This is a genomic window from Pseudomonas sp. QE6, assembly GCF_041379005.1.
GTDB lineage: Bacteria > Pseudomonadota > Gammaproteobacteria > Pseudomonadales > Pseudomonadaceae > Pseudomonas.
This window is the reverse complement of record NZ_CP166873.1, coordinates 5,260,965-5,285,728: the sequence shown is the minus strand read 5'-3', so window position 1 is coordinate 5,285,728 and position 24,764 is coordinate 5,260,965. Positions and strand designations below refer to the sequence as shown.

At 60.0% G+C, this 24,764-nt stretch carries 18 protein-coding genes; 10 read left to right on the top strand and 8 right to left on the bottom strand.

Annotation, left to right across the window (positions count from 1 at the left end):
- The first annotated feature begins 65 nt into the window (after positions 1–65).
- The gene (gene moaB, locus ACAW63_RS24125) at positions 66–605 is read left to right on the top strand and encodes a molybdenum cofactor biosynthesis protein B (protein WP_152224593.1); all 540 of its coding nucleotides are present in this window, start codon (positions 66–68) and stop codon (positions 603–605) included.
- The gene (glp, locus tag ACAW63_RS24120) at positions 602–1,816 is read left to right on the top strand and encodes a gephyrin-like molybdotransferase Glp (RefSeq protein WP_371229629.1); all 1,215 of its coding nucleotides are present in this window, start codon (positions 602–604) and stop codon (positions 1,814–1,816) included. The genes moaB and glp overlap by 4 nt, the downstream gene beginning before the upstream one ends.
- A gap of 134 nt (positions 1,817–1,950) precedes the next feature.
- On the opposite strand, the gene ACAW63_RS24115 is transcribed toward glp, so the two are convergent.
- Entirely contained in the window at positions 1,951–6,579 is a 4,629-nt protein-coding gene (locus tag ACAW63_RS24115) for a beta strand repeat-containing protein (protein ID WP_371229626.1), read from the bottom strand.
- Between the two features lie 708 nt (positions 6,580–7,287).
- Positions 7,288–8,169: a hypothetical protein gene (locus tag ACAW63_RS24110; RefSeq protein ID WP_371229624.1), complete on the bottom strand. Its 882-nt coding sequence runs from the start codon at positions 8,167–8,169 to the stop codon at positions 7,288–7,290.
- Positions 8,170–8,451: 282 nt separating this feature from the next.
- On the opposite strand from ACAW63_RS24110, the gene ACAW63_RS24105 reads away from it, so the two are divergent.
- The 7 genes from ACAW63_RS24105 (at position 8,452) to ACAW63_RS24075 (ending at position 16,591) form a co-directional block, all read left to right on the top strand.
- Complete coding sequence (locus ACAW63_RS24105; RefSeq protein ID WP_023122019.1) at positions 8,452–8,649, top strand: AlpA family transcriptional regulator; 198 nt, start codon at positions 8,452–8,454, stop codon at positions 8,647–8,649.
- 424 nt (positions 8,650–9,073) lie between these two features.
- A complete protein-coding gene (locus tag ACAW63_RS24100) occupies positions 9,074–12,319 on the top strand; it encodes a hypothetical protein (RefSeq protein ID WP_371229621.1) in 3,246 nt (1,081 codons plus the stop codon).
- Positions 12,320–12,795: 476 nt separating this feature from the next.
- Positions 12,796–13,116: a transposase gene (locus ACAW63_RS24095; RefSeq protein WP_371226201.1), complete on the top strand. Its 321-nt coding sequence runs from the start codon at positions 12,796–12,798 to the stop codon at positions 13,114–13,116.
- The gene (tnpB, locus tag ACAW63_RS24090) at positions 13,113–13,448 is read left to right on the top strand and encodes an IS66 family insertion sequence element accessory protein TnpB (RefSeq protein ID WP_371226199.1); all 336 of its coding nucleotides are present in this window, start codon (positions 13,113–13,115) and stop codon (positions 13,446–13,448) included. Before ACAW63_RS24095 ends, tnpB begins: the two co-directional genes overlap by 4 nt.
- Before the next feature lie 63 nt (positions 13,449–13,511).
- The gene (locus ACAW63_RS24085) at positions 13,512–15,047 is read left to right on the top strand and encodes an IS66 family transposase (protein ID WP_371226197.1); all 1,536 of its coding nucleotides are present in this window, start codon (positions 13,512–13,514) and stop codon (positions 15,045–15,047) included.
- A gap of 220 nt (positions 15,048–15,267) precedes the next feature.
- The gene (locus tag ACAW63_RS24080; RefSeq protein ID WP_371229618.1) at positions 15,268–15,930 is read left to right on the top strand and encodes an inovirus Gp2 family protein; all 663 of its coding nucleotides are present in this window, start codon (positions 15,268–15,270) and stop codon (positions 15,928–15,930) included.
- Positions 15,931–16,192: 262 nt separating this feature from the next.
- On the top strand, positions 16,193–16,591 hold the full coding sequence (locus ACAW63_RS24075; protein WP_371229615.1) for a hypothetical protein: 399 nt from the start codon (positions 16,193–16,195) through the stop codon (positions 16,589–16,591).
- A 309-nt stretch (positions 16,592–16,900) separates the two neighbouring features.
- On the opposite strand, the gene ycaC is transcribed toward ACAW63_RS24075, so the two are convergent.
- The 6 genes from ycaC to ACAW63_RS24045 form a co-directional block, all read right to left on the bottom strand.
- Positions 16,901–17,530, bottom strand: a complete 630-nt coding sequence (ycaC, locus tag ACAW63_RS24070; RefSeq protein WP_024767455.1) for an isochorismate family cysteine hydrolase YcaC — start codon at positions 17,528–17,530, stop codon at positions 16,901–16,903.
- 180 nt (positions 17,531–17,710) lie between these two features.
- A complete protein-coding gene (locus tag ACAW63_RS24065; RefSeq protein WP_371229613.1) occupies positions 17,711–18,121 on the bottom strand; it encodes a helix-turn-helix domain-containing protein in 411 nt (136 codons plus the stop codon).
- Positions 18,122–18,991: 870 nt separating this feature from the next.
- Positions 18,992–20,425: a mechanosensitive ion channel domain-containing protein gene (locus tag ACAW63_RS24060; protein WP_371229610.1), complete on the bottom strand. Its 1,434-nt coding sequence runs from the start codon at positions 20,423–20,425 to the stop codon at positions 18,992–18,994.
- A gap of 227 nt (positions 20,426–20,652) precedes the next feature.
- Positions 20,653–21,576, bottom strand: a complete 924-nt coding sequence (locus ACAW63_RS24055; RefSeq protein ID WP_371229607.1) for an MBL fold metallo-hydrolase — start codon at positions 21,574–21,576, stop codon at positions 20,653–20,655.
- A gap of 71 nt (positions 21,577–21,647) precedes the next feature.
- The gene (locus ACAW63_RS24050; protein ID WP_371229605.1) at positions 21,648–22,850 is read right to left on the bottom strand and encodes an NAD(P)/FAD-dependent oxidoreductase; all 1,203 of its coding nucleotides are present in this window, start codon (positions 22,848–22,850) and stop codon (positions 21,648–21,650) included.
- A gap of 239 nt (positions 22,851–23,089) precedes the next feature.
- Complete coding sequence (locus ACAW63_RS24045; protein ID WP_371229602.1) at positions 23,090–23,476, bottom strand: response regulator transcription factor; 387 nt, start codon at positions 23,474–23,476, stop codon at positions 23,090–23,092.
- A 352-nt stretch (positions 23,477–23,828) separates the two neighbouring features.
- Between ACAW63_RS24045 and ACAW63_RS24040 the strand changes: the two genes are divergently transcribed.
- Positions 23,829–24,758, top strand: coding sequence for a LysR substrate-binding domain-containing protein (locus ACAW63_RS24040; protein ID WP_371229600.1), 930 nt, complete (start codon positions 23,829–23,831; stop codon positions 24,756–24,758).
- The last annotated feature ends 6 nt before the right edge of the window (positions 24,759–24,764 follow it).

Genomic DNA, 24,764 nt, shown 5'->3' with positions numbered 1-24,764 from the left:
GGTCTCCAGGGCGGGCCTGTGATATAACACCGCGCATTCCAACCTCACAAGCAAGGGCCCTCATCATGAGCCACAAGGCCGAGCAGCCATTCGTCCCGCTGAACATCGCCGTCCTCACCGTCAGCGATACCCGCACCCTGGAAACCGATACCTCCGGGCAACTGTTCGTCGACCGCCTGAAGGCCGCCGGGCACAACCTTGCGGCCCGCGTCCTGCTCAAGGACGACCTCTACCGCATCCGCGCCCAGGTGGCGACCTGGATCGCCGAGGATGAAGTGCAGGTCGTGCTGATCACCGGTGGCACCGGCTTCACCGGCCGCGACAGCACCCCCGAAGCCGTGACCTGCCTGCTGGATAAGGTGGTGGATGGTTTCGGCGAACTGTTCCGACAGATTTCCGTGGCCGATATCGGCACCTCCACCGTGCAGTCCCGCGCGCTGGCGGGCCTCGCCAACGGCACCCTGGTCTGCTGCCTGCCAGGCTCCACCAACGCCTGTCGCACTGCCTGGGATGGCATCCTCGGTGAACAGCTCAACGCCAGCCACCGTCCGTGCAACTTCGTGCCGCACCTGAAGAAGGCGGCGCCCTGCGAGAGCCGCGGATGAGCTGCTGCGACAAGCCCGGCCTGCTGCCGGTCGAGGACGCCCTGGCGCGTCTGTTGACCCTGGCCGAGCAGTCCCCGATCACCAAGAGTGAAACCTTGCCCCTGGCCGAGGCGGATGGACGTGTGCTGGCCGAGCCGCTGCTGGCCGGGCTGGACCTGCCGCCGTGGCCCAACAGCGCCATGGACGGTTACGCGTTGCGCCTGGCCGACTGGCAGGGCGAGGCGCTGCCGGTGAGCCAGAAGATCTTCGCCGGCCAGGCGGGCGGGCCGCTGCAGCCGGGCACCTGTGCGCGCATCTTCACCGGCGCGCCAGTGCCGGCGGGCGCCGACTGCGTCGAGATGCAGGAAAACGTCGAAGTGCTGGACGACGGCCGTGTGCGCTTCCTCGAGGCGCTCAAGGTGGGCCAGCACGTGCGCCCGCAAGGCCAGGAGACCCGCAAGGGCGACTGCGTACTGCCGGCCGGCACGCGCCTGGGGCCGATCGAAATCGGCCTGGCGGCCTCGCTCGGTCATGCCGAGCTGAAGGTGCGCCGCCGCCCGCGCGTGGCGCTCTTGTCTACCGGTGATGAGCTGGTCGAGCCGGGTACGCCGCTGGCGCTCGGGCAGATCTACAACAGCAATCGCCACCTGCTGCGCACCTGGCTGCAGCGCTTCGGCTGCGAGGTGGTGGATGCGGGCATCCTGCCGGATGATCTCGAATTGACCCGCAGCGCGCTGACCGGTTTGTCCCAGGTGGACCTGATTCTTTCCACCGGCGGCGTGTCCGTCGGCGAGGCGGACTTCCTCGGTGCGACCCTGCGCGAGGCGGGCGAACTGGCGCTTTGGAAGCTGGCGATCAAGCCGGGCAAGCCGCTCACGGTCGGGCATTACCAGCAGGTGCCGGTGATCGGCCTGCCGGGCAATCCGGCCTCGACCCTGGTGACCTTCGCGCTGCTGGCGCGGCCTTACCTGATGCGCCGCCTCGGCATGCAGAAGGTCGAGCCGTTGCGTTTGCAGGTACCCGCCGGGTTCAGCTGGAGCAAACCGGGCAACCGCCGCGAGTACTTGCGCGCGCGCCTGGAAAATGGCCGCGTGGTGCCCTATGCCAACCAGAGCTCCGGTGTGTTGCGTAGCGCGGCCTGGGCCGAAGGATTGGCGGAGGTGCGCGAAGGGACGACGCTGGCCGAGGGCGACGCGTTGGCCTTCATTCCGTTCAGCGAACTGCTCGATTGATCTACCCGCAGGCTGTGCTGTAGGAGCGAGCTTGCTCGCGAGCACGGTGCGTTCCAATGCGCCGATTTCAGCCGGAAAAAAACGGGGCCGCATACTGCGGCCCCGTTTGCTTTTGCTCGCTCAATCAAGATGGCTCAAGCGATATCGGTCGGCGTGAACCCTGCCGCCGTATTCACCCCCACCAGTACGATCAGGCTGTCGCCGGTGTCGACTGCACCGCTGTTGTTCTCGTCGACGACCAGCCAGCCGTTGCCGGAGCCTGCTGCGTTCCAGGCCATGTAGGAATCGTGGTTGCCAGCGACGTTCGCCAGCGCGGTGTTTGCTGCGCTGACGAAGGCATTGAAGTCAGCCAGCGCCGAACCATTGGCAATGGTCACGTTGCCGGCAGCCAGCGAGGTGGCGATGGTGTCGTCCGCCGAGTTGAAGTCGCCGATGGTATCCGCGGTGGCCAGGGTGATACCGGTGTCCCCGGAGGAGAACACGAAGGTGTCGTTGTCCTTGCCGCCATACAGCAGGTCGATGCCGCTGTCTCCATGGATCTCATCGTTGCCGTCCTGGCCGAACACGGTGTCGTTGCCTGAGCCCGCGAAGATGATGTCGACGTTCTGCCGCCCGTAGATGACATCGTCGCCGGAGCTGAAGTCGTAACCTCCTCCGGGCAACGTTTCCGTCCCGGCGTTGGTACCGGTAACGAGGCTGAAGGTTTCGTTGTAGGTGGCCAGTGTGGCCCCCGCGCCCTGGCTTACCTTGACCGTCACCTCGTAGATGTTGCCGCCGGCAAGCCCCGTCGTGGTGCTGAGCACGCCTGCGGTGCTGACCGCGAACTGTGCGCTCGCATCGGTGGTGATGCTCGCAGCGCCCAGGGCTCCGACCTTGGCGCTGGCGAGACTGTAGGAGTAACTCCCGCCCGCGTCCGGGTCGGCACCGGTCGGTACGCTGAGGGTTCCGATGGTATCGCCGGAACTGGGAATGCCGTTGCCGGAGGCGAAGGAAGCCGCTGTCATCGCCAGGTCGCGCGGCGCATCGTTGCCACCGGTAATGCCGATGGTGATGCTCTGGCTGGCTGAGGTCACGCCGTCAGCCGTGGCCGTCACGCCGTACACCAGGCTCGGATTGTTGCCCGACTGCAACGCCTCAATGGCACCGTCATTGGCGACGAACTTGTAGGCGCCGCTGGTGCTGTTCAGGTAGAGCGTGCCGTAGCCGCTGCTGGTGTTCTGCAGGTCGTAGCCCAGCACTCCCGACGCGCTGCTGCCAGCCAGTGCGAAGGTGAAGCTGGTGTCGCCGTCGCGGCTGCTCACGCCCAGGGTGCCGACTGTATCGGTGAAGATGTCGTCGGCCGCCGTATCGGTGTAGGACGCGACGACTGGCGTAACCACTGGCGCATCCTCGGCGCCGGTGAGGTTGATGGTGATGGTCTGGCTGGCCGAAGTCGCGCCGTCTGCCGCAGCGGTGACATGGAACACGGCACTCGGGTTATTGCCAGCCTCCAGGGCCTCGATGGCGCCGTCATTGGCGACGAACTTGTAGGCGCCGCTGGTGCTGTTCAGGTACAGCGTACCGTAGGTGCTGCTGGTGTCCTGCCGGTCGTAGCCCGACATCAGCGACGCACTGCTGCCGGCTAGGGCGAAGGCGAAGCTGGTATCGCCGTCGCGGCTGCTGACGCTCAGGGTGCCGGTGGTGTCGGCGAAGGTGTTGTCGGCAGAGGTGTCGGTGTAGGAGGCGACGACCGGTGCCACTATCGGTGCGTCCTCAGCCCCGGTCAGGTTGATGGTGATGGTCTGGCTCGCTGAAGTCGCGCCGTCCGCCGCAGCGGTGACATGGAACACCGCGCTCGGGTTGCTGCCGCCTTCCAGGGCCTCGATGGCGGCATCGTTGGCGACGAACTTGTAGGCGCCCGAGGTGCTGTTCAGGTACAGCGTGCCGTAGCTACTGCTGGTGTCCTGCCGATCGTAGCCCGACATTAGCGACGCACTGCTGCCGGCGAGGGCGAAGGTGAAGCTGGTATCGCCGTCGCGGCTGCTGACGCTCAGGGTGCCGGTGGTGTCGGCAAAGCTGTCGTCCGCCGCCGTATCGGTATAACCCGCCACCACTGCCGTCACCACAGGAGCATCCTCGGCACCGGTCAGGTTGATGGTGATGGTCTGGCTGGCCGAGGTGGCGCCGTCCGCCGCAGCGGTGACGTGGAACACTGCACTCGGGTTGTTGCCGCTTTCCAGGGCCTCGATGGCCGCGTCGTTGGCGACGAACTTGTACGCGCCCGAGGTGCTGTTCAGGTACAGGGTGCCGTAGCTGCTGCTGGTGTCCTGACGATCGTAGCCGGGCAATAGCGACGCGCCGCTGCCCGCGAGGGCAAAAGTAAAACTGGTGTCGTTGTCGCGGCTGCTGACGCTCAGGGTGCCAACCGTGTCGGTGAAGGTGTCGTCGGCTGCCGTGTCGGTATAGCCCGCAACCACCGCCGTCACCACCGGTGCATCTTCGGTACCGGTGAGGTTGATGGTGATGGTCTGGCTGGCCGACGTCGCACCGTCCGCCGCAGCGGTGACGTGGAACACTGCACTCGGGTTGTTGCCGCTTTCCAGGGCCTCGATGGCCGCGTCATTGGCGACGAACTTGTAGGCGCCCGAGGTGCTGTTGAGGTACAGCGTGCCGTAGCTGCTGCTGGTGTTCTGCAGGTCGTAGCCGGTTACGGCGGAAGCGCTGCTGTTGTCCAGGGCGAAGGTAAAGCTGGTATCGCCGTCGCGGCTGCTGACGCTCAGGGTGCCAACCGTGTCGGTGAAGGTGTCGTCGGCGGCGGTATCGGTGTAGGAGGCGACGACCGCCGTCACCACCGGTGCGTCTTCGGCGCCGGTCAGGTTGATGGTGATGGTCTGGCTGGCCGAGGTGGCGCCGTCCGCCGCAGCGGTGACGTGGAACACTGCACTCGGATTGTTGCCGCCTTCCAAGGCCTCGATGGCCGCGTCGTTGGCAACGAACTTGTAGGCGCCCGAGGTGCTGTTGAGGTACAGCGTGCCGTAGCTGCTGCTGGTGTTCTGCAGATCGTAGCCGGTTTCGGCGGAGGCGCTGCTGCCGTCCAGGGCGAAGGTAAAGCTGGTATCGCCGTCGCGGCTGCTGACGCTCAGGGTGCCAACCGTGTCGGTGAAGGTGTCGTCGGCGGCGGTATCGGTGTAGGAGGCGACGACCGCCGTCACCACCGGTGCGTCTTCGGCGCCGGTCAGGTTGATGGTGATGGTCTGGCTGGCCGAGGTGGCGCCGTCCGCCGCAGCGGTGACGTGGAACACTGCACTCGGATTGTTGCCGCCTTCCAGGGCCTCGATGGCCGCGTCGTTGGCAACGAACTTGTAGGCGCCCGAGGTGCTGTTGAGGTACAGCGTGCCGTAGCTGCTGCTGGTGTTCTGCAGATCGTAGCCGGTTTCGGCGGAGGCGCTGCTGCCGTCCAGGGCGAAGGTAAAGCTGGTATCGCCGTCGCGGCTGCTGACGCTCAGGGTGCCGGTGGTGTCGGCGAAGGTGTCGTCGGCGGCGGTATCGGTGTAGGAGGCTACGACCGCCGTCACCACCGGTGCGTCCTCGGCACCGGTCAAACTGATGGTCAGGGTCTTCGTATCGGTCGCGCCCGAGCCGTCGGTCACCTTGAGCGTAAAGTTTTCGCTGGTGCTCGCTTCGAGTGCCTCGATGGCGCTGTCGTTGGGGACGTACTCATAGGCGCCGCTGGTGTCCAGATACAGCGTGCCGAAGTTGCCGATCAGCTGTTGCTGGTAGGTGTGGCCGTTGACATCGAACGAACCAGTGGTCGCTCCGTTGATCGCATAGGTAGCCGTCTCGCCGGCATCACGATCCACCGTCGTCAGTTGGCCGGTCACGCTGCCGAAGGTGTTGTCCGCCGACGTATCGACGTAGGTCTTGGCGGTCAGCGATGCGCTGAGTTCGGGCGTGTCGTTGACGCCGTTCAGGTGGATGGTGATGGTCTGGGTGGCACTGTCGGCTGTGCCGTCGGTCGCGCTGACCACGAAGTCCAGACCCTGGGTGGTCTTCAGGCCTTCCACTGCCGCATCGTTGGCGACGAACTTGTAGGCGCCGCTCGTGGTGTTCAGGTAGAAGGTGCCGTAGGCCGAACCCTTCTGCACGTCGAAGCCTGCGCTATCCCCGGTGCCGCTCGTGCTCGCGGAGCCCGCCAGCTTGAAGCTCACCACATTGCCGTCCGGGTCGCTGCCGTGCAGGGTGCCGGTCACATTGGGGAAGTTGTCGTCGCCCGCCGTGTCGTTCAAGTCGGCGTTGCTGACGGTGTTCAGTGTCGGCGCGTGGTTGACGCTGGTGATCAACGTGCCGCTGGTGTCGACGTACTTGCCTTCGCCGCTGATCGAGCTGTCGCTGGTGACCCGCACGCCAATGGTCAGGAGCGTCGGGTTGCTTGCCAGCAGCGAGCTGATGGCTGCAGGCAGGTCGAGCGTGCCCACTGAGAACGACATCGACTCGCCGGCGGTGAGGAAGCTCGCCTTGTTCTCACCCGCCGACCCGAGCCCGGTGCTGGCAACCTTGTAGACGTCGTCCCAGGTAATACCGGTGCCGTTCATGTTGAGGCTGTTGTCGGACTTGGCCAGGGTGACCGTTCCTTCAACGAGCTTGTCGCCATCCGAGAACCAGAGCGCATTGAGGTCCAGGTACCCGGTCGTACAGGTCACCGTGAAGGTGCCGGCGCTATCGTAAACAACCTTGAACTGCAAACCAGACGCGGCGGAACCGAAATCCCACTGATACTCGCTCATGATCCTTCCCTCACATCAAAGCTGAAATGCCTCGGACAACCTCTGTTTCAAGCTCGCGGCCAATCAATTCCTGAGTAGGGATCCTGCAGATTCGGAGGTGGGGAGTCTTCCGAGCCGCCAAGGGGCGCGGCAAGCATGGCGAGTGCCGGTGTCAGTGCTGGTCGATTGTTCGTCGTCCCGGAAAACTGCGCACTTTACGGTGGCAACGCTCATCGAAACCTCCCATCCATGCATCCATCAGGTCATTGGTTTCTTGATTCTCCGCTGGGTTACAAAACCGCTCAGGTGCATGGAGTGTTCGAAGCCATCGGTATAAGAGGTTTGCGCCCTATAACTTGGTGCCTACCTTTACGTTGCTCTGGCTTTACACCTGAAACGGATTTGTACTGCCGTTGGACGCTAGCTCAATGCCATCAAAGCGCTCGTCGATTCGACGGATACTTGACGAGTTACAGGGGTGAATCCGACGGATGGCGAAAAGCGTCAATATCCAAGCGTCAGATGGAAGGGCGGATAGATCGAAAACAATGAAAAACGCCGGTCTCAGACCGGCTTTTTTCGACGTGAAAGATGCGTAACGACTGGGTTGATCGATTTTGTTCTGAGTTTACCCACACTTTTACCCACACTTTGGATTTTGCCTATCTGCTAGATCTCCGGTCCGAGGTCGCTTTCTCGGTCCTAAGCGCTAGCTGCTTGCTATGAATGTCAGAGCTCGATCCCTCGCAGCACACGGATCTGCTCCTTGAGATAAAGGTCCTTCTCATCCTCCATCTGCAGGAGGATTTCCAGGACGCGGGCTCTGGAGAGCTCGTGATCTTTGGAGAATCTATCCAGCCGCTTTATCGCTTTGTCGCTCAGGATGAAGTTGTACTGCTTCTTTCCTTTGGCATTCTTGCGACGGAGCTTCTGCCTCCAGAGTCGCCTGACCGTCGTGATGCAATGGGCCCTCTCCATGGCCCTCCACGTAAACGAGTCGAGAGTAATCAGCAGGCGTTGATGGCTCTCAGGGCGAGGGTTGGGGAACACCTGGGTGGAGAGGTGTTTACTCAGCCATTCCCAGACGTGCAAGCAGGCTTCTCGTTCGTCCCCTTCCTTAATCCAATCCAATTGCTCGTCTAGTTGCTGCTGCTCGCCCCATGCGCGCTTCAGGTTTGCCAGAAGTGACGTCTTTTCCCTTTGGGGCGATTCAGCGCAGTCAATCGAGGCTATCAACTGATCCCTCTCGGATAGCGCCGGCGAATAGATTCGCTCGTCCGCCATTTCACGGGGCAGTCTGCGCTTGATCCAAGACAGCTGGCGTTCGCTCTCCGATATCCAGGAGAAGTGCTTCTCAGGGATCAGTAGGTAGTTCTGATGGCCCCTCACCTGATCCCTCGTTACTCCGAACTTTTCAATGCTCTCGGCTATTCGGTCACGCATGGTCGCGGGAGTGATGTTTTCCGGGTGGTAGACGGCGGTGTCGCGCAGTGCCAGGTAGAACCACAGCCAGATGTCACGGCGACGGTCGAGGGATTTTTCCTTTAGGAGGACGGAGAGGGCGTCCTCGACGAAGAAGCCGGATGTGGGAGGACGACGGCGTTGGGTCATGACTTCCTTGCCTTGGTTAAAGCTTCTAGCTGCGGAATAGAGTCGGAATAGATGGTTTGTAGATGTGACATAGAGGGATTCTAGAAGCTGCCTAGAGGCCGTTTTAATAAGACATATCTGGAATTCCGCGGCCTATAGCCGTGTTTCATCCATATCTGCATTCCAGCTAGTCTTCTTCATAGAGGTACTGAAGCCCGTTGCTGCCAGCTGGGCTCCCGGGCTCGGCCCGGTCATTAAAAACGAGACCTGCCAATTCTCTGAACGAACACCAGGAGACCGTTCATGAGGATCATCCGTTTACGAGAAGTCATGGCTACGACCGGTCTGGCCAGATCGACCGTCTACAAGTACATCAGCGAAGGGGCTTTCCCGAAGCCGGTTTCATTGGGGGAGAGGTGCGTGGGGTGGGTAGAGGAAGAGGTGCACGATTGGGTAATGGAGAAAATTGAAGAGCGTGACGCTGCTTTGAGAGCCGCGTGAGAGAGCGGCAAGGCATAAACGCCGTGACTGGCTGTGTCCAGTCACGGCGTTTATGCCGCTGGGAGGAGCGATCGAAGGGACATTCAAGGCAGCAACCGCCAACAGCAGTCATCGAGCGCTACCGGTTAGTGCCCGCCTCAGCCTGATCTTTGATGCCGATTCTTGGCACATGAACGGTTGCTTCAGAGATGGGTACCCACATGCGCAGAAGGCGCCAGGCCTCGCCATGAGGAAGTGCCTAACGGCCTGCCGTGAGAACCCGGTGGACTTTCGATTTTCCGGTTTGGTTTACAGCTATGCTAGCCGGACGGCCAACCCTCATATATTTCCTCTCACTCCCATGATCCCCAGTCAGATTTCACTTTTTATAGGTTCTCCGGTTGAGCATGAGTCGGAGCGGGCTGTACTCCTCGAGCTGCTGAGATTGCTTGAGATGACCGGCGAGACGGCCACGGTTTTAGTCAACATAAACCTGAAGGGGCGGCAGCTAGACTTAGTGGTCGGGACGGATCGTCAAACATTGGTCCTTGAAGCCAAAGCCAGTACGGTGCCGCTCAGAGGGACGACAAATGGCCCATGGGCCGCGCATCCCCGTTCAGGGCGTTCGAGAACCACGGGCAATGCCTACGCCCAGGCCTTGGGCGAAAAAAACGCTCTCTGCGACGCTCTCCGAGACTTTTTAGGTAGCGTTGAAGGATATCCGGATGCTCATGTGGTGTTCGTCCCCGAGTTGGCCGCGGGCTCGGAGTTGTTGTTTGACTTCAAGGTCACCTATGGCGGGATAAGCGGGCTCGCTATACAACTGGCCAAGCGCACCGAGCTCCGGTGCACTACCGATCAATGGCGCGCGTTTGCAATGCAGCATAGCCTTGAGCAGGTGTTCGACCTTTCCAGCGCTCTGGACCCTCGCTCGCTCGAAGCGCAGCGAACACTTGCAACTTACAACGCTGCTTTCACCGCTACGTATGCTTCGGCAGCAGCCGAGTACAAGACGGACCTCTACGACGTCGACGGGGAGCTCGTAGATTTGCCATTTCTCGAGCATCTGTTGCAGGAGGCTCGCACGGACCTTCTAATCCAAGGTCCTTCAGGCTGCGGTAAGTCATTGCTGTCGGTGATGTTGGCAAACCGCTTGTGCGCTAAAGATGTGATACCAATCATCGTGGAGGGAAAGCTATTTGAGGGACAGCTTGGCCCGGCGCTGGATCGTGAAGCAGCGCTACTGGACGTACTATCAGCCAAGAAGCTATTAGCTGCAGTTCGTACGCTATCGCGACCGGTAGCCATAATCGTGGATGGGTATAACGAATGCCCTTCCCACTTGAGATTTAAACTGATCCGGGCGCTCCGCGCCGCTTCGATTAAGTATGACGCAGCAATTGTCGTGAGTTCGCAGATCGAGACCGACAGGGCGGATTTGCTTCCGCTTCGGAAGGTCACCGTTTCCGCTCCCAGTCATGATCTCAAGGTCGAGATAGCGTCCCTTGATACCGCCTCTGCGGAGTTGCTGGCTCCCCTGCTACAGACAATCGCTACCGGTATTGAGGCCAGCCTTGTTGGTCAGATGGGGCGCGAAGTGAATCTGGTTTCTAGCAGATCCGCGCTGTTTGACGGCTTTGTTCGGCGGCGCCTTGGTGCTAATGCAAGCGAGGGCATAACGCTCTTATGTCACGTCGCTGGACTGCTGTTCGAGCGCATGACTTTCAGCTTATCCATACGCGAGCTTGATCGCATCCTGGTTAGGGAGCGGCTCGGGGCTGAGGTGCTCCAAGAAAGTCTCCGGATGCGGCTGCTTATCCAGCGAGGAGAGCGCCTAAGTTTCGTTCATGAAATGTACCTCAATGCGTTTGCGGCCGAGGCTATCCTGCGGCAGCTTGGTTCCGACTTCGACGCTATGGCTCAGGCGTTGGCGCTGCCGCGATTCCATGAGCTGCGGGCATTTGTGGTTGGCGCTATCGAGGATATGGGGTTGCTCGCTCGCTTGCTCAGCTCGACCACAGATGCTCAGTTGTTGAGGGCAATCATAAAAGGAGAATGTGGCAGCGACGCTAAGAGGTTCGTGACCCAGGACTTGAACGCCGTAATGGGGCGATTACGGAGTGAGGTTGAGACAGTTCGTTTCTTCATCGCTCCCGACCAGCATTGGCAGATTGGCGTTGAGCCTACTAGTCGCATGCTCTGGACAGAGCATGAAAGAGCAATGCTGTCTGCATTGCCTGCTGCATTGGCGCTCGGTCAATACTCACTGGAGTTGCTCGATGTTTTCCGACTGCTCGATCAGAGGCTGAACGAAGAGCGAGCGCGGCTTCAAAGTGAGGCGGTTGAGAAGGGTTTCAAGCTACTGAGGACCAGCTTATTTGCAGCTGCCTACGTATTCGGCCAGCGCGACCTTGGAGTTTCACTTGTCATGTCGACTCTTCACAGCGGGGGGTTAGAGCGCTCAGCCTTGCTTCCTGAGCGGCAAGCGCCCCTGAGAGACGTATGGCTCAACGTAGCTACGCCAGGACAGCTCTACTTTGCGCTGGCGTTGTCGCGTGATACCTGCAGGCTGGAGCGAAGCATTCTTAACCTGGCGATCGACCAAACGCTGCCCCTGTTCGAAATTGAGCGCTGGAAGTATCTGCCTTATCACGTTCAACTAGATCTCGTGCATTTCGTGCACTTTCTTCCACGGGATGACTTGGCTCAACAAGAAAAGCTGTCGAAGGCGCTCGAAAGCCTGCTCCCCGTGCTAAATCCGATTCTGCAAAGCACTGTCCTCGAAGCCCTCAGTAGTTTGGGAGCGATGGATGACGAGGTTAAGGGGCACGAGAGACAGATTCGACTACAAGTTGCCGAAGTCCTCGGTGACCCTGGTGCGGAGGGTGCGGCGGAAATCGCCTGGGAGATCTATAGCGGGCAATTCGATCATCCCTTCGACATAGCCTACATCAACGTTGTCGACGACCTTTCAAACGAGCAGCAACTGACACTGATGCGATTGGCCTGCATGGGAGCGTCCGAGTACAGCTTCTTTGTGGGATCGCTAATGGACAAGCTTGCTGGTGAAGGTGATGCCCTCGCGGTTCCGGCGATCTCGCGCTGGGCACGCTTGCCAGATCCGACCACTCCAGTACGTCAGAACGCGGTTGAAATCTATATTTCCGCGCTGATGGCCTTGGGGAAACTTCAATCAGATCTACCGGAGGAGTCGTGCCCGATGGGGCTTGGCCCCCGTGAGGATGCGATGTCCGCATGCGGGATGATCTACTACTGGCTACAGCGGCGTACCTTTGAAGCAGCAGAGGCGGAACCACCAGTTATGGCTGCTCTCGAGGCTCTTTCCGCCGACCCATCGCGCGCTATTGGTGTGCTATGCGAGATCTCCCAGTCGATCATTGGCCATGACCCGCGCGGCACTTTGTTGGTTACAGCCTTTCCAGCCCGTATGGTCATGCTTGCTCGCGTAGCCCTCCAGCAAGGAGGCCCTATGGAGGGATATTTTTCCGGTCCGCGCTTCTTCGAGCACAGAGATGCCGAGCGATTTGCGATCTCCATGATTGGTTCTTGCGGTGGGCCAGACGACTTGCCGCTGCTTCGTACTTTCGTAGATCAAGTGGAGCTCTCATGGAATGCCCGCAACGCACTTGCGGCGATCGAAGCAAGAGCTTCAACCGCTGCACAGCGGTAGCCACTGAAAAGCCCCCTGAACTCCGGCCCATTCAGCGAAGGGCCAGACCACTGGACGATAGCAGCCCTGTTGGTGGGCATGACCAAGGTTCATCCTTAGCAGACAAACCAAGGTCCGCTTCTTGGATTGCTGCTGTTTTTGCGCATACGCTTCAACTAGCGCAATCGGGATGGGAGTGATTTATTGCCGGAGTGACGAGAACCGAAAATACCCAATCGACATTGTGGCTTTAGCTTCAGTCTGTCCGAGCTCATTGAGGGGGGCGTTTTCGGTGCGGGTAATATGCTTTAGATCCGTCATCTAACCTCACATCATTCATCGCTCCCTCATACGCTACTTGTCCACCCCTAGCCATCTATCAATCCCGCCATTCAACGTAAGCGTCCGGCGAACTCACCTTCCGAACTCCAGCTTTAAGGGCGATGGTGTCCGCGTATTTTTAAGCGGACGCGATCACCCTTATCGCCAGGATTTCCATGCGCCAACGAAGCTCTTACCCCAAACCTTTCAAAGCCCAAGTCGTTCAGGAATGTCTGCAACCTGGCGCAACCGTGTCCAGCGTCGCCATCAGCCATGGCATCAACGCCAATGTCATCCGCAAATGGCTGCCGCTCTATCGAGACCAGTCCGCAACGCCTTCGCTGCCGGCATTTGTCCCGCTGAAGGCTGCACCTAAACGGCCCGCCGAAACGTCAGTGATCATCGAGTTGCCCATGGCCGGACAAGTGATCACAGTGAAATGGCCAACCTCGGATCCCGAGGGCTGCGCGCAATTCATTCGAGCTGTCGCTCAATGATCCGCATCGATGCCATCTGGCTGGCCACCGAGCCGATGGACATGCGCGCCGGCACCGAGACAGCATTAGCCCGGGTGATTGCGGTGTTCGGTGCGGCGAAGCCGCACTGCGCTTATCTGTTCGCCAATCGCCGGGCTAACCGGATGAAAGTGCTGGTGCACGATGGCCTCGGCGTCTGGCTTGCAGCGCGTCGACTGAACCAAGGCAAGTTCCACTGGCCCGGCATTCGTCATGGCAGCGAGGTCGAACTCGACAGCGAGCAACTCCAGGCGTTGGTACTGGGCCTGCCGTGGCAGCGCGTCGGCGCCGGCGGTGTGATTAGCATGCTGTAAACGCCGGCCATTTGGCCGGTCTACTTGTCGTCGTCCCGAGCCTGCTCTGGCACAATCGGTGGCATGACTTTCTCGCCCAACCTCGACCAGATGACCCCGGAACAGCTTCGTGCCTTGGCGGCACAGGCGTTGCAGTTGCAATCCCAGGTCGAGGCGATGAGCAGAAAGATCCAGAACGATCAAACCGTCATTGAGCAGCTCACTTACGAAATTGCCCTACTTAAACGGCACAAGTTTGCCAAGCGCAGCGAGCAAATCAGCCCAGCGCAAAGCAGCTTGCTGGATGACCTGCTCGACACAGACCTTGAAGCTATCGAGGCCGAGCTAAAACAGCTCCTCCCAGCTGCGCCACAGGCCGAAGCACGACAATCCCCGAAGCGTGCGCCTTTGCCGCCGCAGTTTCCACGCACGGTGATTCGTCACGAACCTGAAAACACCCAGTGCGCCTGTGGCTGCCAACTTCAACGCATCGGCGAAGACATCAGCGAAAAGCTGGACTACACGCCGGGCGTGTTTACCGTCGAGCAGCATGTGCGGGGCAAATGGGCCTGCCGCCAGTGCGAAACCCTGATCCAGGCGCCAGTGCCGGCGCAGGTTATCGACAAAGGTATCCCGACCGCAGGCTTGCTGGCCCACGTGATGGTGGCCAAGTTTGCTGATCACTTGCCGCTGTACCGGCAGGAGAAAATCTTTGGCCGCTCCGGGCTGGAAATTGCTCGCTCAACCTTGGCTCAGTGGGTCGGACAAACCGGCGTGCGGCTCCAGCCGCTGGTCGATGCACTGCATGAAGCAGTGCTGAGCCAAGGCGTGATTCACGCCGATGAAACACCCGTGCAAATGCTTGCGCCGGGCGAGAAGAAAACCCACCGCGCCTACGTCTGGGCCTACAGCACTACGCCGTTTTCGGCGCTCAAGACGGTGGTTTACGACTTCAGCCCAAGTCGTGCTGGCGAACATGCGCGCAACTTCCTGGGCGACTGGAACGGCAAGCTGGTCTGCGACGACTTCGCTGGCTACAAAGCCGGGTTTGAGCAAGGCATCACTGAAATCGGCTGTATGGCCCACGCCCGTCGCAAGTTCTTTGATCTGCACGTGGCGAACAAAAGTCAGCTGGCTGAACAGGCCCTGCACTCGATCAGTGGCTTGTACGAGGTTGAACGCCAGGCGCGGGACATGAGCGATGAAGACCGCTGGCGAATACGCCAGGAAATGGCGGTGCCGATCATCAAAACACTGCATGACTGGATGTTGGTCCAGCGCGGCTTGGTGCCCAACGGATCAGCCACAGCTAAAGCCTTCGATTACAGCCTGAAACGCTGGGTAGCGCTGACGCGCTACCTGGACGATGGGGCTGTGCCCATCGACAACAACCAAGTTGAAAACCAGATACGGCCATGGGCGCTCGGGCGCTCGAACTGGTTATTTGCTGGATCCCTGCGCAGCGGTAAACGGGCTGCGGCCATCATGAGTTTGATCCAGTCGGCACGCATGAATGGGCATGATCCGTATGCCTATCTCAAGGATGTGCTGACGCGGCTGCCGACACAGCGGGCCAGTGAGATTGGGCAATTGCTACCGCATCAGTGGGTGCCGGCCTGACTTACGCAAGGTGAGTTGGGCGGACGCTTACCATTCAACCCCGTCCTATCCCTCTCCACCCACCTTCCCCTAGCCGTCCTCTCTCCTCAAACAATCCCACCATTCAACATCCATCCTAAACCTAGCTCGTCCATCCAATCACTAGGTCTTCCCTAGCCATTGACCAGTAGAAAGTTACTCCCCGTGCAGAGGATATGAACCTCACACAGGAGCATCCTTCATGCCTCGTCATCCCAGCAATACCAACCTCCACCTGCACCATGCCAACACCTTCCAGGGGTTGCCTGTCATGGCAGAGAAGGGTCCCTTCATCGAGCAGTACCTATCTCGCTTGCACAGCACCATTGACCACTCCCTGAGGCAATACTCCAGGGTATTTGCCATCAGAGTGGATCTACGTCTGCCACTGAACGTAGAGCTGCCTGACTACGCTTATTCGAATAAGGTCATCAGTAGGTTCCTGGAGTCCTTCAAGGCCAAGATCGAGCATGACCGACAGAGGGCTCGTGCTCGGCATCGATACGCTCATGACAGCAGGGTCCGATATGTCTGGGCGAGAGAAGAGAGCAGGGGAGAACGACCCCATTACCACCTGCTGATCCTGCTCAATGGAGATGCTTACTTCACCGTGGGAAGGAAGACCTCATCTGAGCAGAACATCTTTCATCGTCTGGAGGAGGCATGGGCCAGTGCGCTGGGGCTCACCGTAGAGGAGGTGGGTGGTCTGGTGGAGATACCCCGAGCGGCTGGATACCTGGTTAGTCGAGCTGCTAGTGATCAGGGTGAGCTAGCTGACCTGTTCCGTCGAGCGAGCTACCTCTGTAAGGCAGCTACGAAAAACTATGGGGATGGTCAGCATGGATTCGGATGCAGTCGTGGATAGCTGCATTCCAGACACGTCTTATAGCGATCTTCATCTGTGGTCGATTCAATGCACCTGCCTCATCCCTGTTTGCGTGATGGGGCAGTTGGAGCAGCTCGTTAGCCCTGAAAGGGCATCGTCCGGACACTTCAACTCTTGCGATGGAGCGCGGTGTTTGACCGTATCGAGACAGGGTGAGCAAGCCTTGTATTCGGACTGGTTGGTTCGTAGGAATTAACCCAGTTGGCTCCTGGTATGACTAAAGCCTGCTAGGTGCATTTACATGTCGAGCCACACCGCCATCCTCTCTGATTTCTTGCTCCGGGCAGAGATCAAGCGCCAGATTGAGCGCTACGTTGAAGCAATCATGGTCAGCAGCGAGCCGGCCTACCACGTCTCTCATGATCGCGCCGGCGATAGCCTTTATCAGCCGACACCTCTAGCCATTTCAATCGTTCAGCTAAACCAGATGCATGATTTCATCATGGGGCTCGACGATGAAGTGGAGGGCGAGGCACTACGAGCGTTTCAGCATGCTTGTCGGCGCGTGGGGATTGAGTTTAGTCCCTTGGTGGGCATGGTCTGCCTCAACGAAAGTGAAGACGGGTATCTAACGCCGGAAGAGACACTGAACTGGTTCGTGAAGCGTGTTCGAGTTTGCTCACTTGCCGCACAGGAGTGAGCTCATGGGGCTTAGCTAGAGTCGGCTTCCGACCCAAAGCGGAAGTCAGGCGATGTTATCAACGGGCGGTGCATGTCGATGTCCCTTCGCAAGCTCTGCACGGTAGATCTCGATTACCTGGGCTGCATAGTCTGCTGGCTGCATACCGCATTGACGTACTGCATGGCATAGCTCTGACCATGCTTTCTGTCTGAAAAAGGCTCCAGCCTGTTCACGCGAACTTCCGGAACTCAGGTCATAGAGTCACTGTAGGGTCCACACACCAAATACAGACCGAGGCCTCAAAGGCCCCGGTCTACGCTCTAATGGTTATTTGCCAGCGGTCAGCGCGTTGTAGCTGGTGATCAGGTTGCGGTAATCCGGGATGTGGTTGGAGCACAGCGCAGCCAGGCCTTCGATGTCGTTGCGCCAGTCGCGGTGCAGTTCACAGGCCACGCCGAACCAGGTCATCAGCTGCGCGCCGGCCGCTTCCATGCGGCGCCAGGCGGCGTCGCGGGTCATCTCGTTGAAGGTGCCGGAGGCATCCGCCACCACGAACACATCGAACCCTTCGGCCAGGGCCGCCAGCGCCGGGAACGCCACGCACACCTCGGTTACCACGCCGGCGATGATCAGTTGCTTCTTGCCGGTGGCCTTCACTGCCTTGACGAAGTCTTCGTTGTCCCAGGCGTTGATCTGGCCAGGGCGGGCAATGTACGGCGCGTCCGGGAACTGCGCTTTCAGCTCGGGCACCAGCGGGCCGTTGGGGCCGGTTTCGAAGCTGGTGGTGAGGATGGTCGGCAGGTTGAAGAACTTGGCCAGGTCGCCCAGGGCCAGCACGTTGTTCTTGAACTTGTCCGGATCGATGTCACGCACCAGCGAGAGCAGGCCAGCCTGGTGGTCGACCAGCAGTACGGCGGCGTTGTCTTTGTCCAGGCGGTTGTAGGTGGCGTTGGTCATGGTGAAATCCTCGATTTGCTTTCAGTGGGTGCCGGCCGGGCCGGAAGGTTTGGACTCGTCGTGCAGTGCGTCACTGCATGGAGCAAAGATTAATTTCGACACCCTTGCTCCACCAGACGGCGAAAACTGCCTCTAGCGTTCCATTTTCAGAACGGTCACAACACGGTATGGCAGAAAGAACTATCCGGCGTGTCGCCAGGTGGATTCGCCTGTCTCGTCGAAGAAGCGTCGCTGCCAGCCCAGGGGGGTGATGCCCTCGACGCGGTAGAAGATCCGGCAGAAATGCGCCTGGTCGCAGAAGCCGCATTGCAGGCCGATCTCCGCCAGGGCGAAGGTCGATTCGCGCATCAGTTGCTTGGCCTTTTCCACCCGCTGGAGTCGCATCCAGGCCTGGGGCGAATGGCCGGTGGTGACCTTGAACTTGCGGGTGAAGTCGCTGCGCGACAGCGCGCAGGCCGCGGCCAGTTCGCTCACCGAAATGCCTGTGTCCAGGTGCTTGAGCAGCAGGCCCTGGGCGCGCTCCTTCTGCCAGGGAGCCAGGTCGCGCTTGGGGGCCTCCCCTGGAATCTGGCCGATAAGTCTGTGCAGCATGCTCGTCCCTCCCCTGCGAACTGGAAGCCATTCTTTCGAAGCGCAGGAAGGAGAGCGAGTTAGAGCTTGTTAATCGTTATTAGCTCGGGGCGCTGTGCCGGTAGCTGCTCCAGGTGAGAGGCAGCTACCGACCCATAGCGGACGTTGGCTCAGTTCGCGTCGCTACGAGTTAACGCCGGGGCATTTTCGCCGCTCCAGGTGGTTTATCTCGATGGAAATCAATTCCGAAAGCCTGAAAAGAGAGTTTTTCAGGTTGGTCTGTCTTATTTGACTGCGCTACGAGTGTGGCGTCGCAGGTATGAAAATACAAAGCTTTGGGATAAGCCCTGGTAAGTGCGTTTCAATACCTAAGTATACTCAGGTGATACGAGTTTATATTCGGTTCGGCCAAATGTAGTTGCGTGAGGATTGCGTTTTTGGAATACGATTTCATTTCGGTTAGTCTGAGTCCCGAACTGAAATGACTACATTTTTCGAAAGTCCAAGCCGGGTTCTGAATTTATCCCATATCCTGCTGGGCTGCGGTACGGTCCTAACGGCGGCCGGGGCTGTGCTGGCCTACGGAATGGAACAATATCTTTCATTGCCCAGCCTGTTGATAGCGCATGCGATGACGATTCTTGGGCCCACGGCGATAAAGCTAGGGTATGTGGGCCGCTTATATTCTATCAACCGTCTGCGCCGTGAAGGAGCCGCCGACTGAAAGGCTTATTCAAGGTTAGGGTTGATTTCAGTGACCCTAACTATCAGACGCTAAAAGGGCATAGAGCAGTTGTCATTCTAAGGTGAGCTCTCAGTAAGCTCTTTGATCTTCCTGATGATCTACATAGCGCGGCGCGTGTTTGTCTATTGGCGAATGGCCTATTCAATTTATCTGCGCTGCAATAGCCAGCTCAGCAATCCTTTTTTCTTGGTCTCCACTGGCTTTTGCAGGATTACCGCCTCCCGGATCTCTTCACGCTGTTCCTGCAAGTGGCTGAGAGCGGACTGCAATTCATGTAGGTGTTCCAACTGGCTGCCGAACATATCTTTGTCAATGCGGAAGAGCTGCCCGCTTGTGATGCTGCGAAATTCTCCCCTCGAGGGGTTGCCCGCGAGAATGCCTTCTTCTCCCATGATTTCACCTGGCCCCATGCGGCCTGCCTCGATGAGCTTTTCACCGTCGTGGATTGACACCGACATGACTCCAGTACTGATGATCATCAGGCAATCGGCTACCTCTCCGAAGCCCAGAACGACCTCGTCCGCTTGATAGTCGATCGGTGTCATTTCGTCAGCGAGACGGTCACGTTCATTGCTGCTCAACGAACGAAAAACCCGGACCTCCTCCAAAAGCCGGCGCTGGCGACTCCAGCGTGGATTTTCCGGATTATGTGCCCAAGTGACGCCGGCGGCTTCGAGGTGGCGGTGGGCGAGATCGAACATCATGTTGGAGACATCGTTCTTGTTCTTGGCCGATGCGACAAATCCTTTCAGCTCGTACTCCGTGTACTCCAGATGCGAGCTTTTGACCGAGACCTTGGCGGGGCGCGCCGACAGCAGCGCCCTCGTTCCGCGTAGGGTTTTTTCGAGGGCATCGATAGCGACGCGCGGGCGCACACTGCTGGGTACCGCAATCACTGTTCGAATCCGATGTACATCACCTGGGCGACTCAGGTTAATAATTCTCGCTTTCGCTGCGACAGAGTTGGGAACCACAGCGATGCCGCCTTCGTCGGTCATCAGATGCGTCGACCGCCAATCGATCTCCACGACATGGCCCTGCGTACCGTCGATGGAAATCAGGTCATTGAGGTGATACGGCTTGGTGGTGTTGAGCACGATGCCGGAAAACACATCACTCAATGTGCTCTGCACTGCCAGCCCCACAACGATCGCCATGGCTCCAGAAGTCGCCAGCAGGCCCTTGACCGGCAATTGCAAGACATAGGCTGCTGCGCCGACGATCCCGATCAGGAAAATCGCCGCCCCCATCACATCATGCAGCAGTCGTGCGCTGTGGCCGCCACGGGCCGCCAGTCCACTGCCGAGGACAATGGTCACGGTTCTGGCAGCGAACAACCACCAGCCAATACCCAGTACCGTACCCGTCAGCTGGAGAAGAGGGTCTTCCGGCCACAGTGGCGGTTGCAGCGGGCTGATACCGGCGTTGGTCAGGACCCAGCTGAAGGTGATGAATATGCTGATTCGCACGGACATCCGCACCTTGCGCCGTGAGGCATCGATCATTTGCCACAACGCCAGGTCAATGAGGATGAGAATGACGCCGCAGACCAGGGGATGATCTGGCACGAGCGTGAACATACATGAGCCCTCCACAGCCCTTCTGCCGTGTAGCCTCAAAGCTGTACATGGTTTCTGAACGACGGCTTTTTCGACACTGATCTGCCACAGCCGGCGGCTAAAGCTGGGCAGGTTGGTCTGCTTAACCAGATGGCAAGCAAGGGGGCATGCTCGGCAAAGTGGCCTCCACTTCGCAGCAGAACGGCAATGCGCAGCAACGAAAGGGAGGCCGGGGTTCGCTCGGGCTTTTAATAGTCCCAGAAGGCCGCGATCCAACGGAAGGCGTCGCCATCGACCGCAACCCGGCCAACGGAAGGGAAAGGCAGGTGGGTGGCGATGAACAGCTCGCCACTTTCCGCCGCGTCGCGCAGCAGGCGCACCCGCACCTCGTATGCCTTGTCCGGATCGTGCTCGAAGCCGTTGTGCCATTCCGGATGGTCGAAGGCCACTGGGAATAGAGCGTCCCCAGCGAAGGTCAGGCGCTCACCGGAAGAGTCCACCTGAACGATACAGTGGCCGGGCGTGTGGCCCCCGGTCAGCTTGGCGACTACGCCAGGTGCCACGTGCTGCTCTTGCTCGAAGATATGCAGTCGATCCCCATAGTGAGCGAGGAATTCGTTGGCGGTGCGACGCAGGACGTCTGGCACGGGCTGCGGCATTACCGTCAGGCTGAAGTCAGGGATTTTCCAGAAGTCGACTTCGGTGGCCGTGACATGGATGCGAACGTCGGGGCTCAGACCGTTCTTCACCGTGTCGACCAGCAGACCGCCGACGTGGTCCATGTGCATGTGCGTGATGATGATGTCAGTGATTGACGAAAGCTCAACGCCGGCATCCTTCAGGCGCTTGGGGAACAGGCCGGCGCGGGGGAAGCCAGGAAACTGGTTGCCCAGGCCGGCATCCACCAGGATGATCTGCTCGCCACTGCGGATCACCAGCACGTTCAGTGCCCAGTCGAACATGTCCGGGCCCAGGTGCATGTCCTTGAACCAGGCTGCACGCTCGGCAGGTGTGGCATTGATGGACATGGTCTCGGTCGGTAGCGGCAATACGCCGTCGCTGATCACCATCACATCGACGTCGCCCAGGCGCAGGGCGTAGCGCGAGGGCACCAACTCCTGGGCTGGTATGGCGCCGCTGGATGGGGCGAAGCTATTCAGGTACGTGGTCATGGTCGATCTCCTGTTATTTACCGTGTCATCAGGCGCAGGCACTGGCCGTTGGCGAGCGAGCGCAGCGCGGGTCACGCGACGGGAATCAGCGGGTCGGCGGCCGCCAGGGCGGAGCGGCGGTCGGCAGCCGGGGGATAGATCCACACAGTGTTGATCTGCGTCTTGAGTTCCTTGGCCTCAGCCTTCACCAGCTTCAGCTGTCGGTCCCAGCCTTCCGTGTACACCGCGCCCCAGGCGCCCAGGTCCAGGCAGGTGACGTACTTGGGTTGGCGGTACTGAACCGGGGCGAGGCCGAGGAGGTCGGCAGCGGCGTTGTTGCCAGCATGACGACCGAGGCTGATGGCGTGTTGGCAGGACATTGCGGCGAAGTTGCCGAGGTCGTCAGTGGCCGCGTAGGCCACGTCGCCGGCGGCGAATACGTCGTCCTGGCCGCGCACCCGGAGGTCACCGTCCACGTGCAGGCGGCCCTGGCTATCACGCTCGGCGCTGAGCTGCTCCGTCAGTGGGCTCGCGCGAAAGCCGACGGTCCAGATCACCGTGTGGCTCTGGATGTGCCGACCGTCATCAAGGGTCACACCCTCGGCATCCAGAGCGACTACCGAGGCGCCGGTAATCCATTCGATGCCCAGGCTGTCGGAGGCTTCGATGATCGACGGGCGGATACCATCGCCCATCACCGCGCCGATCCGCTCGCCACGTTCGACGATGATCACGCGCACATCCTCGTTTTCCCCCAGTACGGAGCGCAGGCGGGCAGGCATCTCGGTGGCCGTTTCAATGCCGGTGAAACCGCCACCGCACACCACTACCGTATTGCGTGCGGGGCTGGCAGGCCGCTGTCGCAGCGACAGCAGGTGGCTCTCCAGCTGCGCGGCCGACTCGATCTGGTCGACGTCGAAGGCGTACTCCTTCAGCCCCGGCACCGAGGGGCGGGCCAGTTGGCTGCCGCTGGCCAGCACCAGGCGGTCATAGGTAAGTTCGGCGACTCGGCCGGATGCGTCACGGTAGCCGACTTTGCGGGCCTGCTGGTCGATACGCTCGGCAGTGCCCTGGACGAACTGCACGCCCACCGCTTCGAATAGATCATCCAGCGGGGCGAACATGCTCTGCACATCGGGTTCGTAGAAGCGCGGGCGGATGCGCAGTTCTGCCTGAGGTGCAAGCAGGGTGATCTGCACGTCCTGGCGACCATGCTTGTCCAGCAGGCGAGCTGCGCTCAGCGCACTCCACAATCCGCCGAACCCTGCGCCGATGACCAATATTCGCTGTTGCATGATTTGCTCCCGAAGATGAAGACGCACAATGAGCGTGAGGTTTGTGTTGCAGCCGGTCCGATGCGTCCTGCTCACGAAAGAAGGTCTTCGCGCAGTGGGCTGGTCCGCTGTGGGAGTCATGCTAGGGGGGCGCGCGTCGTCCGACACTTCTACCTGCAGTCGGTGAACCGATGCGTTGGTGGCATGGACCTATACCTGGGTATAACGTCCGTGCTGCTGTCTGAACGAGTGCTGGGGGCTCATTGGCCGAGAGCCATGGCCACGCATTGGAGCAGGTGCTCGCTGTCGAACGGTTTGGGCAGGCAGGCGACCACGCCATCATGGCCGATAGCGGAAGTCGGCAATGCCTCGATGAAGGCACTGATGAAGATCGTGGGGATGCGCAGCCCCATGGCCCTGAGGCGCGTATGCATCTGCAACCCGTTGATACCGGGCATCTGCAGATCGGAGATCAGGCAAGCGCAGCTCGGCGCGGTTTCGCTGCCAAGGAATTGCGCGGCATCGGCGAAGAGCAGGGGCCGGTAACCGCTGGCGCGTAGCAGACTTTCCAGTGCGCTGCGAAGCGACTCGTCATCGTCGACGATGGCGACAACGGGCGTCGCGCGGACCTGCGTTTGCTGGGGCATCTTGGCTCGCTTGAGACTGCGCCTCTTCTGTCAGTCACGATACGCCCACCGCCGGAACAAAGAAGTATACCTAGGTATAGAAGTCAGGTTCTGCGCTACCGCCATGAGCGCGTTTCGGAAGGGCGTTCGGGACGGTGGCCGAGCGCGTCCTCGCGCATGATTCGATACGTCGGGTGCAGTGTACTCATACCTGTGGACAGGGTATCCGGGTCCATGGATAGGCCCGTCAAGCCGCTTGTACAACAGACAACCTCCAAGCTGATTTCTAGCCTGCGACATATCCCTGGCGGATGGCGTTGCCTTTCTGCCTTGCGGTTTTTGTTCGATTCCACATCACCCGGCGGCGGACACCATGAACAGACACGAGTTGCGACATACGGATATCAATCTGCTGGTGGTTTTCGAAACCATGATGCGCGAACGCAGTGTCACGCGTACCGGCGAGCTGCTTTTCGTCAGCCAGACCACCATCAGCAGTGCCTTGGGGCGACTGCGCGCCCTGTTCAATGACCCGCTGTTCGTTCGCGTCGGCCGCATGATGGAACCCACTGCGCGGGCCGAGGCGATTTACACCCGGCTTGCTCCGGCGCTGGACGGAATTGCCGTGGCCCTGAGCTTCAGCGAGGCGTTCGACCCTGCCACCAGTCAGGCGTCCTTTCATGTAGGGCTTTCCGATGACGTGGAGTATGCACTGCTGCCTGAATTGCTGGCGCGTTTGCGTCGGGAGGCACCGGGCATCACGTTGATCGTCCGGCGGGTAGAGCATTTCCAGCTGGCACGGCTTTTCGAGAGCGGGGAAGTCTCGGTCGCCATCAGTCCAGCACAGGAACTGCCTGCCAACGCCCATTGTCGCGACTTGCGCGCCGTGCGGCCGATGCTCCTGAGCTGCGCTACGGCATCCGGGCCTCTTGACCTGGACGGCCTCTGCAGTCATCCGCAGGTGGTCGTGTCGTCCATGGGCAAGATCAGTGACGAGTTGGACCTTGCCCTGGATCGGATGGGCCGGCAGCGCAAGGTCGTACTGGCGGTTCCGCAATTCAGCGCCTTGCCCGCTCTGTTACGGGGTACGGAGCTGGTGGCGCTGGTGCCGGAGTATGTCGCGCAAGCCATGGTACGGCATCCCGGCCTGCGGGCGGATTTCCCGCCACTGGACCTCCCTGCGCCGCAATTGTCGATGGCCTGGCGTGGCATCAGTCATACCGACCCACGGGAATGCTGGTTGCGCTCGCGGCTGTATCGCTACCTCTGCGAGCAGACTGAACGCGAAGCCAAGGTGGCCTGACATGAC